The following is a 16,475-nucleotide window of genomic DNA, read 5'->3' on the forward strand; positions in this document are numbered from 1 at the left end:
GGTTGAATCAGATGAAAGGACAAGAAACTCGTGGTTTTCAGTCAGAAGTAAAACAGCTTCTGCACCTGATGATCCATTCCCTCTATTCCAACAAAGAAATCTTTCTGCGTGAGCTGATTTCCAACGCCTCTGATGCGGCCGATAAGCTGCGTTTCCGCGCGCTGTCGCAGCCGGATTTGTATGAGGGAGACGGCGAGCTGCGCGTGCGGGTTTCGTTTGATAAAGACAACCGTACCCTGACCATTGCCGATAACGGTATCGGTATGAACCGGGAAGAGGTTATCGACCATCTCGGCACCATCGCCAAATCCGGCACCAAAGCGTTCCTCGAATCGATGGGTTCCGACCAGGCAAAAGATAGCCAGCTGATTGGCCAGTTCGGTGTCGGCTTCTATTCGGCCTTCATCGTGGCGGATAAAGTGACCGTCCGTACCCGTGCGGCAGGCGATAAACCTGAGAACGGCGTGTTCTGGGAATCCGCCGGCGAAGGGGAATATACCGTGGCTGACATCACCAAAGCCGATCGCGGGACCGAAATCACCCTGCATCTGCGCGAAGGTGAGGACGATTTCCTCAACGACTGGCGCGTGCGCTCCATCATCAGCAAGTATTCCGACCATATCGCGCTGCCGGTTGAGATTGAGAAACGGGAAGAGAAAGACGGCGAAACCGTTATCAGTTGGGAAAAAATCAACAAGGCGCAGGCCCTGTGGACTCGCAGCAAGTCTGAAGTTAACGACGACGAATACAAAGAATTCTACAAGCACATTGCCCATGACTACAGCGACCCGCTGACCTGGAGCCACAACCGCGTGGAAGGTAAGCAGGAGTACACCAGCCTGCTGTATATCCCGTCGCAGGCGCCGTGGGATATGTGGAACCGCGATCATAAACACGGCCTGAAGCTGTACGTCCAGCGTGTGTTCATCATGGACGACGCCGAGCAGTTTATGCCGAACTACCTGCGCTTCGTACGCGGCCTGATAGACTCCAACGATCTGCCGCTGAACGTCTCCCGTGAAATTCTGCAGGACAGCAGCGTGACCCGCAACCTGCGCACCGCGCTGACCAAACGCGCACTGCAGATGCTGGATAAGCTGGCGAAAGACGACGCCGAAAAATATCAGACCTTCTGGAAACAGTTCGGCCTGGTGCTGAAAGAGGGGCCGGCGGAAGATCCGAGCAACCAGGAGGCGATCGCCAAACTGCTGCGCTTCGCGACCACCCATACTGACTCCTCCGCGCAGACCGTGTCGCTGGAAGAGTACGTCTCACGCATGAAAGAAGGTCAGGAGAAGATCTACTACATCACTGCCGACAGCTATGCGGCGGCGAAGAGCAGCCCGCACCTCGAGCTGCTGCGTAAGAAAGGGATCGAAGTGCTGCTGCTCTCCGATCGCATCGACGAGTGGATGATGAGCTACCTGACCGAGTTCGACGGCAAAGCGTTCCAGTCTGTCGCTAAAGCCGACGAGTCGCTGGACAAGCTGGCGGATGAAGTGGACGAGTCCACCAAAGAAGCCGAAAAAGCGCTGGAGCCGTTCGTTGAGCGTGTGAAAAACCTGCTTGGCGACCGGGTCAAAGAGGTGCGTCTGACCCATCGTCTGACCGATACCCCGGCGATTGTCACCACCGATGCCGACGAGATGAGCACCCAGATGGCGAAGCTTTTCGCGGCTGCGGGCCAGGCGGCGCCGGAAGTGAAATACATCTTCGAACTGAACCCGGCGCATCAGCTGGTGAAACGCGCAGCCGATACCCAGGATGACGCGCAGTTCGGCGAATGGGTGGAACTGCTGCTGGATCAGGCGCTGCTGGCCGAGCGCGGCACGCTGGAAGATCCGAACCAGTTTATCCGCCGTATGAACCAGCTGCTGGCTTCCTGACGCGAACCTGAACGAGTAGCCCGGCCGAGCGACGCGACGCCGGGAACGGGATAAATGCCCCGTCTGAGCGATTTGCTCAGACGGGGCATTTCACATTGGATTGCATAAAATATCTCACCATTAACCGTTTCAGCCGCACCGCCTTCCTTGAGCCATCGCCGTTCTGGTGGTATGGTTTAGCGTTTTTGAAAAATTGAATCGACTTTTGAGGGGATTTTCGTAATGCGTATTATTCTGCTTGGCGCTCCGGGCGCGGGTAAAGGAACTCAGGCTCAGTTCATCATGGAGAAATACGGTATTCCGCAAATCTCCACCGGCGATATGCTGCGCGCTGCGGTAAAATCCGGCTCTGAGCTCGGTAAGCAGGCGAAAGACATCATGGACGCCGGCAAGCTGGTGACCGATGAGCTGGTTATCGCGCTGGTTAAAGAGCGTATCGCCCAGGAAGATTGCCGTAACGGCTTCCTGCTGGACGGTTTCCCGCGCACTATTCCGCAGGCTGACGCCATGAAAGAAGCGGGCATTACCGTTGATTACGTGCTGGAATTCGACGTGCCGGACGAACTGATTGTCGACCGTATCGTTGGCCGTCGCGTTCACGCGGCATCCGGTCGCGTATACCACATCAAATTCAATCCGCCGAAGGTGGAAGGCAAAGACGACGTGACCGGCGAAGAGCTGACCACCCGTAAAGACGACCAGGAAGAGACCGTGCGTAAGCGTCTGGTGGAATATCATCAGATGACGGCGCCGCTGATCGGCTACTACACCAAAGAAGCGCAGGCGGGCAACACCAAATACGCCAAAGTCGACGGCACCAAAGCGGTGGCTGACGTGCGCGCCGAACTGGAAAAAATCCTCGGCTGATAAAGCCTTTTCTCATCCTGCTGCGGCAGGATGAGAACTCCTCTCATTCCTACCTTTTGCTATGATTGGTTCCGTTTAGCGCCATTTCAGCTACAATTGGCTGCGATTCAAATGGTTAAGAGGCGGTAATGCATCAGACGAAAACAGGTATCTTGCTGGCCAATTTAGGCACTCCCGATGCGCCCACCCCCGGTGCGGTGAAGCGTTATCTGCGACAATTCCTCAGCGACAAACGGGTGGTGGATACGTCTCGTCTGCTATGGTGGCCGCTGCTGCGGGGCGTCATACTGCCGATTCGCTCTCCCCGCGTGGCTAAACTCTATCAGTCCGTCTGGATGGAAGAGGGGTCGCCGCTGATGGTATACAGCCGTCGCCAGCAGCAGGCGCTGGCTGCCAGACTGCCGGATACCCCGGTGGCGCTGGGCATGAGCTATGGAACGCCGTCGCTGGCCAGCGCGGTGGATGATTTACTGGCGCAAGGGGTGGGGCACATCGTGGTGCTGCCGCTGTATCCGCAATATTCCTGCTCGACGGTGGCTGCCGTCTGGGATGAGCTGGCGCGGATCCTCGCGAAAAAACGCGCCATTCCCGGTATCTCGTTTATTCGCGATTACGCCGGGCACCCGGACTATATCCATGCTCTGGCGGCCAGCGTGCGCGCCTCGTTTGCCGTTCATGGGGAACCGGATCTGCTGCTGCTTTCCTATCATGGGATCCCGCAGCGCTATGCCAACCAGGGAGATGATTATCCTCAGCGCTGTCGTGATACCACGCGGGAACTGGTCTCCGCGCTGGGGCTGCCACCGGAGCGGGTGATGATGACCTTCCAGTCGCGCTTTGGGCGGGAACCCTGGCTGACGCCGTACACCGATGAGACGCTGAAGATGCTCGGCGAGAAAGGGACGAAGCATATTCAGGTGCTGTGCCCGGGCTTTGCCGCCGACTGTCTCGAAACGCTGGAAGAGATCGCCGTCCAGAACCGGGAAATCTTCCTCGAAGCGGGTGGCAAGCAATATGAATACATTCCGGCGCTTAACGCGGACGCCGCGCATATTGAGATGATGGTCAACCTGACGGCGCCTTATCGCTGATCGCGCGCAGGGCGGGGAATATGCTACTATTTCCCGCTTGTTCCCTGTTATTTAAGCGCCACTATGAAATTTCCCGGTAAACGCAAGTCCAAACACTATTTTCCCGTTAACGCCCGCGACCCGCTGCTGCAGCAAATTCAGCCGGAGAATGAATCCAGCGTCTCCTGGGTGGTGGGTATTGACCAGACGCTGGTGGATATCGAAGCGAAAGTGGATGAGGCGTTTATCGTGCGCTACGGCCTGAGCGCGGGCCACTCTCTGGTGATTGAAGATGATGTCGCCGAGGCGCTGTACCAGGAGCTGGTGCGCAATAATCTTATTACTCATCAGTTTGCCGGCGGCACGATCGGCAATACCATGCACAACTACTCGGTGCTGGCGGACGATCGCTCGGTGCTGCTTGGCGTCATGTGCAGTAATATCGAAATCGGCGGCTATGCCTATCGCTACCTGTGCAATACCTCCAGCCGTACCGATCTGAACTATCTGCAGGGCGTTGACGGCGCCATTGGCCGCTGCTTCACCCTGATCAGCGATAGCGGCGAGCGCACCTTCGCCATTAGCCCGGGTCATATGAACAAGCTGCGCCCGGAAAGCATTCCGGAAGCGGTGATCGCTGGCGCCTCGGCGCTGGTGCTGACCTCCTACCTGGTACGCTGCAAGCCGGGCGAGCCGATGCCGGACGCGACGATGAAAGCTATCGAGTATGCCAAAAAGCATGATGTGCCGGTGGTGTTAACTCTTGGTACCAAATACGTGATTGCCGATAACCCGGCGTGGTGGCAGCAGTTCCTGCAGGATCATGTCTCGATTCTGGCGATGAATGAAGAGGAAGGGGAAGCGCTGACCGGTTTTGCCGATCCGCTGTCGGCGGCGGACAAAGCGCTGGACTGGGTCGACCTGGTGCTGTGCACCGCCGGACCGGCGGGGCTATATATGGCGGGCTTCACCGAAGAAGAGGCGAAGCGTAAAACCCAGCATCCGCTGCTGCCGGGGGCGATCCCGGAATTTAACCAGTTTGAATTCAGTCGCGCGATGCGTCACCAGGACTGCGTCAATCCGCTGCGTATTTATTCGCACATCGCACCGTATATGGGCGGCCCGGAGAAGATCATGAACACCAACGGCGCAGGCGACGGCGCGCTGGCGGCGCTGCTGCATGACATCACCGCCAATAACTACCATCGCAATAACGTACCCAACTCCAGCAAACACAAATGCAAATGGCTGACCTACTCCTCGCTGGCGCAGGTGTGTAAATATGCCAACCGCGTGAGCTATCAGGTGCTGAACCAGCACTCGCCGCGTTTAACCCGCGGCCTGCCGGAACGTGAGGACAGCCTGGAAGAGGCGTACTGGGATCGATAAGCGAGTCCCTCTCCCGACGGGAGAGGGCTGTACATCAGCCAGTGACCACTTCACCGGCGGGTGGCGTTTCCAGAAGCTGCAGCATGGCGCGGGCAATTTCCCGCTCGCCCATCACCACCTGATTGGCCCCACGGTCGATAATGTAATCCACTTCATCATCGTAATGGGCGCGGGCGATAATCTCGATATTCGGACATTTTTCCCGTGCGGAGGCGACAATCTCGCCGGCCTCATAGCCGTTGGGAATGGTCAGCAGCAGCCAGCGAGCGCAGTCGAGATGCGCCAGCTCCATGATCTCTTCATTGGCGGCATTGCCCAGCACCGCGCTGATCCCGCGCTCGCGTAGCTCATCCACGCGGGTGCGCGAGGTTTCAACCACCACCAGCGGGATCCCCTGGGCCATCAGCTTCTCGCCCAGCAGGCTGCCGACGCGGCCGAAGCCGACCAGCAGCGCGTGGTTGCAGATATCGACCGGCACCTGCTTCTCGTCTTCCAGCACCTCTTCCAAGGTCTGCTCGTCGAGGGTTTCGGTTTTATCGAGATATTTCTCCAGCAGGGTAAACAGCACCGGGTTGAGCATAATCGAGATGATCGCCCCGGCCAGCACCAGGTTTTGCCCGGCCTGCGGCAGCAGGTTAAGCGCCATCCCCAGGCCGGCGAGAATAAAGGCAAATTCACCAATCTGCGCCAGGCTGGCGGCAATCGTCAGTGCGGTACGCGGCGAGTGGCCAAACATACGCACGAGGAAAAAGGCGGCTGCGGATTTACCAAAGATAATGATCGCCAGCGTCGCCAGCACCGCCAGCGGCTGCTGGACCAGCACCATTGGGTCAAACAGCATGCCGACGGAGACAAAGAACAGCACCGCAAAGGCGTCGCGCAGCGGCAGGGTGTCATGGGCGGCGCGGTGGCTCAGCTCGGATTCATTAAGCACCATGCCGGCAAAGAAGGCGCCGAGGGCGAAGGAGACATCAAACAGCTCCACGGCGCCGAAGGCGATGCCCAGCGCCAGGGCCAGTACCGACAGGGTGAACAGCTCGCGCGAGCCGGTGGCCGCGCTGCGCGACATGATCCACGGCACCAGCCGACGGCCGACCAGCATCATGATGGCGATAAAGGCCACCACTTTGCCAATGGTGATCCCGAGGTCGAGGGCGAGGGAGGCGAAGCCGACGTTGCCTTTCTCCGCCATACCGGCCACTGCCGGCAGCAGGACCAGCGTCAGGACCATCACCAGGTCTTCCACAATCAGCCAGCCGATGGCGATCTGCCCGCGCTGACTGTCAATCAGCTGTCGTTCCTCCAGGGCGCGCAGCAGCACCACGGTACTGGCGGTGGAGAGACACAGGCCAAAGACGATGCCGGTCATCAGCGACCAGCCAAGGGCGGCGGAGAGCGCCATACCCAACAGCGTCGCCACAGCTATCTGGGCGATGGCCCCGGGAATGGCGATCGACTTTACCGCCATCAGATCCTTGAGGGAAAAATGCAGCCCGACGCCGAACATCAGCAGGATCACGCCGAGTTCCGCCAGTTCCGGAGCCAGTTTGGTGTCAGCAACAAAGCCAGGGGTGAAAGGTCCGGCCAGCACGCCCGCTAAGAGATATCCCACCAGAGGAGAAATACGTAGCTTATTGGCAATCATGCCGAGAATAAAGGCGAGCACGAGGCCGCCGACAATGGTGGTGATTAGCGGTGTTGCGTGGTGCATTCCGTCTCCTTTCCAGTGGTGAATCGGTCCATTTTGCTACCCTGTCCGCGTAATAGTTTATGACAAAAACGTTCACTTTGTTTATGAATAATTCTTGAATTGTGCAAAAAAATGCAATTAGGGGATGAAAAGGCACAGAAGGGAAAATCGAGGGAGGAATACGCGCATCAGGCCGATGGCGCAAGGGGTAACGGCGGCCAACGTTACACTTTGGCCGCCGGATAATCAGGCTTTTTGCCGGTTATCAGGAAGAAATATCGTCAGGAATCCCAGCAGCGGCAGGAAGGCGCAGATTTTATACACCAGGTCGATACTGGTATGGTCCGCCAGCAGGCCCAGCACCGCGGCGCCAAGGCCGCCCATGCCAAAGGCGAAGCCGAAAAACAGACCAGAAACCATACCGATACGTCCCGGCAGCAGCTCCTGGGCATAGACCAGGATAGCGGAGAAGGCCGAGGCGAGGATAAAACCAATGATCACCGTTAAAATCCCGGTCCATTCAAGGCTGGCATAGGGTAAAACAAGGGTGAAGGGCGCCACGCCGAGGATAGAGCCCCAAATAACATATTTTCGCCCAATCTTATCGCCAACGGGCCCGCCAATCACCGTCCCGGCGGCCACCGCGAACAGGAAGGCAAACAGATGCAGCTGGGCATTTTGCACCGATAAGCCGAACTTATGCATCAGATAAAACGTGTAATAGCTGCTGATGCTCGCCATATAGAAATATTTCGAGAAAATCAGCATCAGCAGAATACCTACCGCCAGAATCACCTTATTGCGCGGCAGCGGATTGACGATCGCCGGCTTCGGTTTGCCCTTATTCATCCGGTGCTGTGCGGCGTACCAGCGGCTGATTTGCGACAGCACGACGATAGCCAGCAGGGCGGCCAGTACGAACCAGGCGACGTTGCCTTTACCATACGGGGCGATGATCACCGCCGCCAGCAGCGGACCAAGCGAACTGCCGAAGTTGCCGCCGACCTGGAACAGCGACTGGGCCAGGCCGTGACGGCCGCCGGAGGCCATCCGCGCTACGCGGGACGATTCCGGATGGAAAACCGAGGAGCCGGTACCCACCAGCGCGGCGGCCAGCAGCACCATACCGAAGCTACCGGCCAGCGCCAGGAGGATCAAACCGCAGAGGGTAAAGCACATGCCCACCGGCAGCGACCACGGCATCGATCGTTTATCGGTAATATAGCCAATCACCGGCTGGAACAGCGATGAGGTGAGCTGGAAGGTGAGAGTGATCATCCCGATCTGCACAAAGGTAAGGGAGAACTCGGCCTGCAGCAGCGGGTAGATCGCGAGAATGAGCGACTGGATCATATCGTTAAGCAAATGGGACAGGCTGATCGCGCCTAAGATGCCAAACGAGGTGCGCGCTTTTTGCGGCGGCGCAGCGGGGCCGGACACGGGTTGAGCGGTCTGATTGATTGCCATAGGTTCACGTCACTTTTTTATATAGCTTTCGTTATTTGTACGCCATGCGACTGCCCTGATTTTCCCGGCTACTGCATGGGAAATATGACGAACGGGCTAACGCACTGCCATACAACGCGAAGGCGTATAGAGGATGCAGGTGGAATTATTATCCAACTAACATACCTGCTGACAAGGTTTGAAGGAAGTCGCAATTCTGAAAACATATTTGTCAATGCGACTAACTCGCTATACTTTCGGCACTTGGGATTAAGTCAGGGAGTGAAGCATGCATTGTTTAAAACACAGCGTGGCGCTGGCGTTATTCGCCGCGTTATCGCTGGGCAGCCTGTCCGCGCAGGCCTATGAGCAGGATAAAACCTATAAAATTACCATCCTGCACACCAACGATCACCACGGCCATTTCTGGCGCAATGACTACGGCGAATATGGCCTCGCGGCGCAGAAAACGCTGGTGGACGGTATTCGTAAAGAGGTGGCGGCTGAAGGCGGTAGCGTTCTGCTGCTGTCCGGCGGGGATATCAATACCGGGGTGCCGGAGTCTGATTTACAGGATGCAGAGCCCGATTTTCGCGGCATGAACCTGATCGGCTACGACGCGATGGCGGTGGGGAACCACGAGTTTGATAATCCGCTGAGCGTGCTGCGCCAGCAGGAAAAGTGGGCGAAGTTCCCGTTCCTGTCGGCCAATATTTATCAGAAAAGCACCGGCGAACGGCTGTTCAAACCCTGGGCGCTGTTTAAGCGCGGCGGGTTAAAAATCGCGGTGATTGGCTTAACCACTGACGATACGGCCAAGATTGGCAATCCAGAATATTTCACCGATATCGAATTCCGCAAACCGGCGGAAGAGGCGAAGCTGGTGATCCAGGAGCTGCAGCAGAATGAAAAGCCGGACGTGATCCTGGCCACCACCCATATGGGCCACTATGACAACGGCAACCACGGCTCTAACGCGCCGGGGGATGTCGAGATGGCGCGGAGTTTACCCGCGGGCTCGCTGGCGATGATCGTCGGCGGTCACTCGCAGGATCCGGTGTGCATGGCGTCGGAAAATAAAAAGCAGGTCGACTATGTGCCGGGGACGCCGTGCGCCCCGGATCGTCAGAACGGCATCTGGATCGTCCAGGCGCATGAGTGGGGCAAATACGTCGGCCGCGCCGATTTTGAGTTCCGCAACGGCGAGATGAAGCTGGTGCACTATCAGCTGATCCCGGTCAACCTGAAGAAAAAAGTGACTTACGATAACGGCCAAAGCGAGCGGGTGCTGTATACGCCGCAGATCGCGGAGAACCCGCAGATGATGTCGCTGCTGACGCCGTTCCAGAACAAAGGTAAGGCGCAACTGCAGGTCAAGATCGGCAGCGTGAATGGTCATCTGGAGGGCGATCGCAGTAAAGTGCGTTTCGTGCAGACCAATATGGGCCACCTGCTGCTGGCGGCGCAGATGGCGCGCAGTAATGCGGATTTCGCGGTGATGAGCGGCGGCGGGATCCGCGACTCCATTGAGGCGGGCGATATCACCTACAAGGATGTGATGAAGGTCCAGCCGTTTGGCAATGTGCTGACCTATGTCGATATGAGCGGCAAGGAGGTGGTGGATTACCTGACCGCCGTCGCGCAGATGAAGCCAGATTCCGGCGCCTATCCGCAGTTTGCCAACGTCAGCTTTGTGGCCAAAGACGGCAAGTTGAACGATCTGAAAATCAAAGGCGAACCGGTGGATCCGTCGAAGACCTATCGGATGGCGACGCTGAGCTTTAACGCCACCGGCGGCGATGGTTACCCGAACATCGCCGATAAACCCGGGTATGTGAATACCGGCTTTATCGATGCCGAAGTGCTGAAAGAGTATATCGAGAAAAACTCGCCGCTGGATGCCGCCGCCTATGAGCCGAAAGGCGAGGTGAGCTGGCAGTAAGCCTGGGTTTCGGGTGAGCTATTTCCACGGTGGCGCTACGCTTACCGTGGCTACGAGTTGGGGAGCCCGGATAAGGCGCGTGCGCCGCTATCCGGGATAGTGTTATCAATCGCGGCGGGCGATATCGGCGAACTTCGCATCCAGAAGCTGCGCCAGATCGCTGGCCGCCAGCTCAATATCCAGCCCGCGTTTGCCGCCGGAAATATAGATAGTGGCAAATTCCTGCGCCGGGGCGTCAATCACCGTCGGCAGGCGCTTTTTCTGCCCCAGCGGACTGATACCGCCCACCAGATAGCCGGTGATACGCTGCGCCACCATCGGGTCGGCCATGTCGACTTTCTTGGCGCCCAGCGCTTTCGCCACTTTCTTCAAATCCAGTTGCCCGGCGACCGGGGTGACGGCGACCGCCAGATGCTTCATATCGCCATTAACGGCGACCAGCAGGGTCTTGTAAACCTGATCGGCATTGAGGCCGAGCTTGCGCACCACTTCATCACCGAAGTTGGTCTCATTGGGATCGTGATCGTAACTGTGGATCTGAAAGGGAATTTTGTTTTTTTCGAGTAATTTAACGGCGGGAGTCATAGCTATCCTTCTTACCAACCGGTTTTGCGTGACGTCAGAATACGCCCGCAGGTTGTCTAAAAAATAGTACCATCTTGCGCAATAGTGTTGGCAGTGATGGTCACTTTGAGCGACAATCAGACGATCCGGGATACAAATCCCGGGATAATAATAATGATGAAATTCCTCTTTGACGGGCCAATAGCAATATTGGCCATTTTTTTATGTCAGCATATCCGGCAGATTCCCTTCGCCATACAGATGCAGCGCGCCGACGGCGACCACGTAGCGCCCCGGCGGCAAGGCCAGCAGCGTCTCGCGCCAGGCGAGATTGCGCTGATGCATCAGCACATCATATAAAGACTGGCTGAAGGTCGTCGGCAGCGATACCGCACCGCGCGACGGCGGTTGCTCCAGCCACCAGCCGATCATGACCTGCAGTAAACGGGCGTTGGTGCGCCAGTGGGTCAGCGTATCTTCCAGCAGCGCCATTCCGCCATCGGGCAGGTCGCGCAGCAGCGCGATCTGGCTGTCGGCGCCTTCCAGCTCCATCACCGCTATGTTGCTCTCGCGGGCGGCCATCAGCAACTGATAATCGATACCGTAATCCGGCCGCAGCCCCAGCTTCTGCGCCTGGGTGGCCTGCAGAACCATCGCCACCTGCCACAGCGGCTGGCTGTCGAACAGCTCGACCGACAGGCCCAGCTCGCCGGCTCGCGCTTGTAGCTCGCTCAGCTGCGCGTCGCTCAGGCGCTCCGCCAGCGGCGGATAAGCGGGGAGATTGCTAAACGGGGTTTCATTGCCGCTGATATCGGCCTCGACGATTAACGCATCGGCCTGGCGTATTTTTTTCAGCAGTTTCGCTGGCGGCGGCGCCATGTCGCGGGTGCCCATATGGATGCTGCCGACGAGGTGCAGATAACGTTCGCCGGGCAGGACGATATCCATCGCAGGCCAGGAATAAGACGAGCCGACGGCGGCTCGCCACAGCATTTTTATCCGGTTTAACAGGCCCATACGCGCTCCGAAGTGTGAGGCATTCATGCTAGCGCATATGGTGATACACGTCACCCTTCCGGCGGGCTTTTCTTGTCCCGGAAAAAAAGCGGGCGCCGATCCTGTCAGCGTCCGCTTTCCTGCAACAGCGTTTACTCTTTTGGTTTAAAGCGCAACAGTCGGTTAGCGTTACTCACCACGGTGATTGACGACAGCGCCATCGCCGCGCCGGCGACCACCGGATTGAGCAGCGTGCCGGTCAGCGGCCAGAGGATCCCGGCGGCAATCGGGATACCCAGCGAGTTGTAGACAAAGGCCCCCAGCAGGTTCTGCTTCATATTGCGTAAGGTCGCCTTCGAAATCGCCAGCGCATCGGCCACGCCGTGAAGGCTATGGCGCATCAGGGTGATCGCCGCGGTTTCAATAGCGACATCGCTGCCGCCGCCCATGGCGATCCCGACATCCGCCTGCGCCAGCGCCGGGGCATCGTTAATCCCATCGCCAACCATCGCCACTTTGTGCCCCTGGCTCTGCAGACGCTTAATGGCGTCGGCTTTACCGTCCGGCAGCACGCCGGCAATCACTTCATCAATGCCGGCTTCTTTGGCGATGGCATTCGCGGTAGTGGGGTTATCCCCGGTGAGCATCACCAGGCGGTAGCCCTGACGATGCAGGCGCGCCAGGGCGTCGACGCTGTCTTCGCGCAGTGGGTCACGGATGGCGAACAGCGCGGCCGCCTGACCATCCACCGCCAGCAGCACCGGCGTAGCGCCGCGCGAGGCCTGCGCCATCATCTCGCTTTCTATATCGCTGGTGGCGATATGCTGCTCGTTGAGCAGCGCCTGGTTGCCGAGCAGCAGGCGATGACCTTCCGCCTCACCGCTGACACCAAGGCCGCGCAGGGTGCGGAAGCCGCTCACTTCCGGCAACGGGCTGTCTCCGGCTTTATCGAGGATCGCTCGCGCCAGCGGATGGCTTGAGCCCTGCTCGAGCGCGGCGGCAAGACGCAGCGCGGTAATCTCATCAACGCCAGTGAAAGTTTTCACCGCCAACACCTGCGGCTTGCCTTCGGTCAGGGTGCCGGTTTTATCGAACACCAGGGTGTCGAGTTCACTGGCGCGCTGCAGAGCATCGGCGTCGCGCACCAGTACGCCGTATTCCGCCGCCCGGCCAACGCCGGAAATGATCGACATTGGCGTCGCCAGCCCTAAGGCGCACGGACAGGCGATAATCAGCACCGTGGTGGCGATCACCAGGGTATAGACGATCTGCGGCGCCGGGCCGAAGAAGTACCAGATCGCCGCGCTAATCAGCGCAATGGCGACCACCGCCGGGACAAACACCGCGGAGATTTTATCCGCCAGTTGGCCGATCTCCGGCTTGCTGCTCTGCGCCTGGCGCACCATGCGGATAATACGTGCCAGCGTGGTCTGGCTGCCGACGGCGCTGGCGGTGAACAGCACGCTGCCGTCCTGCACCACGGTGCCGGCGTGAATGGCATCGCCATCGCCTTTTTGCTGTGGTACCGGTTCGCCGGTGAGCATCGCTTCATCAAACCAGGCTTCGCCCTGGCTTATCACGCCGTCAACCGGAACGCGATCGCCAGTGGTCAGGCGCAGCGTCATGCCGGCCTGAACTTCAGCGAGCGGCAGATCCTTTTCTCCCTCAGGGGTCACCACGCGGGCTGAAGGCGGCGTCAGGTCGAGCAGTTTTTCCAGCGCTTTTGAGGAGCGCTGGCGGGCGCGGGCCTCCAGCATATGGCCGAGGTTAATCAGGCCGATAATCATTGCGCTGGCTTCGTAATAGAGATGGCGGGCTTCCATCGGGAACCACTGTGGCCACAGGTTGACGCTCATCGAGTACAGCCAGGCGACGCCGGTACCGAGGGCCACCAGCGTATCCATGGTGGCGGTGCCGTTTTTCAGGCTTTTCCACGCACTGCGGTAGAAGTGCCCGCCGGCGAAGACCATCACCGCAAGGGTGACGAGGCCGATGACCAGCCACAGCGAACGGTTGTCGTCGCTGACCATCATGTTATCGCCGATCATGCCCCAGACCATCACCGGCACGCCGACCAGCAGAGCGACAATCGCCTGCCAGCGAAAACGTTTCATGGTGGCGATGGCGGTTTCCTGCTGACGTTCGCGGCGTTCCAGATCGTCCTCGATCGCCTCCGCGCCGTAGCCCGCTTTCTCCACCGCCTGCACTAATTCTGCGGCGGACGCACTGCCCATCACCAGCGCCGTGCGTTCCGCCAGGTTAACCCGCGCCTGTGAGACGCCCGGCACCGCGGCAAGCGCGTTCTGTACCCGGGAGACGCAGCTGGCGCAGCTCATGCCGTTGATCAGCAGCTGTTGACTGTCATCTTCGTCATGGGCTGCCGGAAGCTCAGGAGTGGCCGCTGTCAGTGCTTCCGACGGGATTGATGATTCTGCCAGCGGTTTAGCCTTTGGGTGGCTGAGCTCCGCGCCGTATCCGGCTTGTTTAACGGTTTCAATCAGCGCTTGTGCGCTGGCGCTGCCCGTCACATGGGCTTCAGTGAGGGTGACTTCCGCTTGCTCAACGTCAGGACGCTGCTCCAGACTCTCTTTCACGCGTTTGACGCAGTGGCCGCAGGAGAGGCCATCCAGCGTCAGGTCGATAGTGTTAGACATAAATAACTCCTGAATAATTTTCCGGTCAACGATTGACCAGAACCACTCTTTCATCGAGTATTAAGAAGGTTAAACCTTCCAGCAAGGGGAAGGTCAAGGAGAAAAAATGAATATCAGCGATGTGGCGAAAAAAACCGGTTTAACCAGCAAAGCGATTCGTTTTTACGAAGAGAAGGGGCTGGTGACGCCGCCGTTGCGCAGCGAAAACGGCTACCGCACTTACAGTCAGCAGCATCTCGATGAGCTGACGCTGCTGCGCCAGGCGCGGCAGGTGGGGTTTAACCTGGAAGAGTGCCGCGAGCTGGTGGCCTTGTTCAACGACCCGTCGCGGCACAGCGCCGATGTGAAAAAACGCACGCTGGAGAAAGTGGCGGATATCGAGAACCATATCCGCGAGCTGCAAAATATGCGCGCGCACCTGCTGGCGCTGGCCGAATCCTGTCCCGGCGACGACAGCGCGGAATGCCCGATTATCGATAATCTTTCCGGCTGCTGTCATCGCAAGGCGCAGGCTTAACGAACGACGGGTCTGATCCGTAGCGTAATCCCTTCCACGGCGACCACTTCGACTTGACTGCCTGGGGCGAGGTCCTCGTCAGCCATCACCGGCCATGAGCTGTCGCCCACGCGCACGTGGCCGCGGCCGTTTACCAGCGGGGCATCCAGCGTCAAACGGCGGCCTATCAGCTGCTGCCCGCGCTGGTTGAGTTGAGCATCGGCAGGACGCTGCAGTTTGACGCGCTTGCGCAGCCACTTCGACCACAGCCACGCCGCCAGCAGAGTGAGGACGGCAAACAGCGTGCCTTGCCATTCCCAGCTCAGCGGCAGGAGCCAGGTCAGGGCGCCGGTCACCACGCCGGCGACGCCGCTCCACAGCAGGTATCCGCTGCCGCCCAGCATCTCGGCCGCCAGCAGCAGCCCGCCGAGGCTTAGCCAGAACAGATGAGGGTGGGCGAGGATCATGTCGATCATGATTTTTTCCGATCGCCAGCGCCTTCTTTGATCAGCTCGCTGATCCCGGCGATCGATCCCATCAGGCTGCTGGCATCCAGCGGCATCAGCACCACTTTACTGTTGTTGGCGGCGCCAATCTGCTGCAGCGCATCGGTGTACTTCTGCGCCACGAAGTAGTTGATCGCCTGAATATCGCCTGAGGCGATCGCTGAGGAGACCATCTGGGTGGCGCGGGCTTCCGCTTCAGCGGAACGCTCGCGGGCCTCCGCCTGCAGGAAGGCGGACTGCCGCTCGCCCTCCGCCTTGAGGATCTGCGACTGCTTTTCCCCTTCCGCTTTCAGAATTTCCGCCTGACGCACCCCTTCGGCCTCAAGGATATAGGCGCGTTTGGTACGTTCGGCTTTCATCTGGGCGTTCATCGAGGCGATAAGCTCCGCCGGTGGGCGAACGTCGCGAATTTCGACGCGGGTGATTTTCACCCCCCACGGGTTGGTGGCGTCGTCAACGATATGCAGCAGGCGGGTGTTAATGCTGTCGCGCTGGGAGAGCATTTCGTCCAGCTCCATCGAGCCGAGCACGGTACGAATGTTGGTCATCGTCAGGTTGACGATCGCCTGCTCAAGATTGCTGACCTCGTAGGCGGCCTTTGGCGCGTCAACCACCTGAATAAAGCAAACGGCGTCGATGGTGACGTTGGCGTTATCTCTGGAGATAACCTCCTGTGAGGGGATATCGAGCACCTGCTCCATCATGTTCACTTTGCGGCCGATGCGGTCCATAAACGGCACGACTAAGCTTAATCCCGGCTGCAGCGTCTGGGTAAAACGCCCGAAGCGCTCCACCGTCCACTGGTAGCCCTGCGGGACGATTTTCACCGCCGCGGCCACAATGACCAGCGCGACGAAAATAAGGATAGGAATAAAAATCAGCATCAAAAACCTCCTGTCTTGTTGCCTGGTGAAGCGCTACAAAGAAATAGCGTGTGTTTAAACTGAGTATATCTTTCTCCACCACCGG

At 58.7% G+C, this 16,475-nt stretch carries 13 protein-coding genes; 6 read left to right on the plus strand and 7 right to left on the minus strand.

Annotation, left to right across the window (positions count from 1 at the left end; genetic code table 11):
• Positions 1-11 precede the first annotated feature (11 nt).
• The 4 genes from htpG (at position 12) to GQR96_RS05805 (ending at position 5,212) form a co-directional block, all read left to right on the plus strand.
• Complete coding sequence (gene htpG / locus GQR96_RS05790; RefSeq protein ID WP_004177228.1) at positions 12-1,886, plus strand: molecular chaperone HtpG; 1,875 nt, start codon at positions 12-14, stop codon at positions 1,884-1,886.
• A 222-nt stretch (positions 1,887-2,108) separates the two neighbouring features.
• Positions 2,109-2,753 (plus strand): adenylate kinase, encoded by a 645-nt coding sequence (gene adk, locus GQR96_RS05795; RefSeq protein ID WP_002892184.1) that lies wholly within the window; start codon positions 2,109-2,111, stop codon positions 2,751-2,753.
• 128 nt (positions 2,754-2,881) lie between these two features.
• Positions 2,882-3,844: a ferrochelatase gene (gene hemH, locus GQR96_RS05800; protein ID WP_017898889.1), complete on the plus strand. Its 963-nt coding sequence runs from the start codon at positions 2,882-2,884 to the stop codon at positions 3,842-3,844.
• Positions 3,845-3,907: 63 nt separating this feature from the next.
• Entirely contained in the window at positions 3,908-5,212 is a 1,305-nt protein-coding gene (locus GQR96_RS05805; RefSeq protein ID WP_032455647.1) for an inosine/guanosine kinase, read from the plus strand.
• Between the two features lie 34 nt (positions 5,213-5,246).
• Here the strand turns inward: GQR96_RS05805 and ybaL are convergent, their stop codons facing one another.
• Positions 5,247-6,923 carry a YbaL family putative K(+) efflux transporter gene (gene ybaL / locus GQR96_RS05810; protein ID WP_004204732.1) on the minus strand — a complete coding sequence of 559 codons (1,677 nt, stop codon included), beginning with the start codon at positions 6,921-6,923 and terminating at the stop codon, positions 5,247-5,249.
• Positions 6,924-7,148: 225 nt separating this feature from the next.
• Positions 7,149-8,369: an MFS transporter gene (locus tag GQR96_RS05815; protein WP_004204731.1), complete on the minus strand. Its 1,221-nt coding sequence runs from the start codon at positions 8,367-8,369 to the stop codon at positions 7,149-7,151.
• Positions 8,370-8,637: 268 nt separating this feature from the next.
• On the opposite strand from GQR96_RS05815, the gene ushA reads away from it, so the two are divergent.
• Positions 8,638-10,290, plus strand: a complete 1,653-nt coding sequence (ushA, locus tag GQR96_RS05820; RefSeq protein WP_004204729.1) for a bifunctional UDP-sugar hydrolase/5'-nucleotidase UshA — start codon at positions 8,638-8,640, stop codon at positions 10,288-10,290.
• Between the two features lie 105 nt (positions 10,291-10,395).
• On the opposite strand, the gene ybaK is transcribed toward ushA, so the two are convergent.
• The 3 genes from ybaK to copA form a co-directional block, all read right to left on the minus strand.
• Positions 10,396-10,875, minus strand: coding sequence for a Cys-tRNA(Pro)/Cys-tRNA(Cys) deacylase YbaK (ybaK, locus tag GQR96_RS05825; protein WP_004204728.1), 480 nt, complete (start codon positions 10,873-10,875; stop codon positions 10,396-10,398).
• Between the two features lie 201 nt (positions 10,876-11,076).
• The gene (locus tag GQR96_RS05830) at positions 11,077-11,871 is read right to left on the minus strand and encodes a TraB/GumN family protein (protein WP_023319864.1); all 795 of its coding nucleotides are present in this window, start codon (positions 11,869-11,871) and stop codon (positions 11,077-11,079) included.
• 131 nt (positions 11,872-12,002) lie between these two features.
• Positions 12,003-14,504, minus strand: coding sequence for a copper-exporting P-type ATPase CopA (copA, locus tag GQR96_RS05835; RefSeq protein WP_049117079.1), 2,502 nt, complete (start codon positions 14,502-14,504; stop codon positions 12,003-12,005).
• Positions 14,505-14,610: 106 nt separating this feature from the next.
• Here copA and cueR point away from each other — a divergent pair, with 106 nt between their 5' ends.
• Entirely contained in the window at positions 14,611-15,021 is a 411-nt protein-coding gene (gene cueR, locus GQR96_RS05840) for a Cu(I)-responsive transcriptional regulator (RefSeq protein WP_002892208.1), read from the plus strand.
• Here cueR and GQR96_RS05845 read toward each other — a convergent pair.
• Both GQR96_RS05845 and GQR96_RS05850 read right to left on the minus strand, forming a co-directional pair.
• Entirely contained in the window at positions 15,018-15,476 is a 459-nt protein-coding gene (locus tag GQR96_RS05845) for an NfeD family protein (protein WP_017898886.1), read from the minus strand. The genes cueR and GQR96_RS05845 overlap by 4 nt on opposite strands.
• Positions 15,473-16,390 carry an SPFH domain-containing protein gene (locus GQR96_RS05850; protein ID WP_004204723.1) on the minus strand — a complete coding sequence of 306 codons (918 nt, stop codon included), beginning with the start codon at positions 16,388-16,390 and terminating at the stop codon, positions 15,473-15,475. Before GQR96_RS05850 ends, GQR96_RS05845 begins: the two co-directional genes overlap by 4 nt.
• Positions 16,391-16,475 lie beyond the last annotated feature (85 nt).

Origin of the sequence: Klebsiella sp. PCX, from assembly GCF_021869705.1 — a bacterium.
GTDB classification, from domain to species: Bacteria; Pseudomonadota; Gammaproteobacteria; order Enterobacterales; family Enterobacteriaceae; genus Klebsiella; species Klebsiella quasipneumoniae.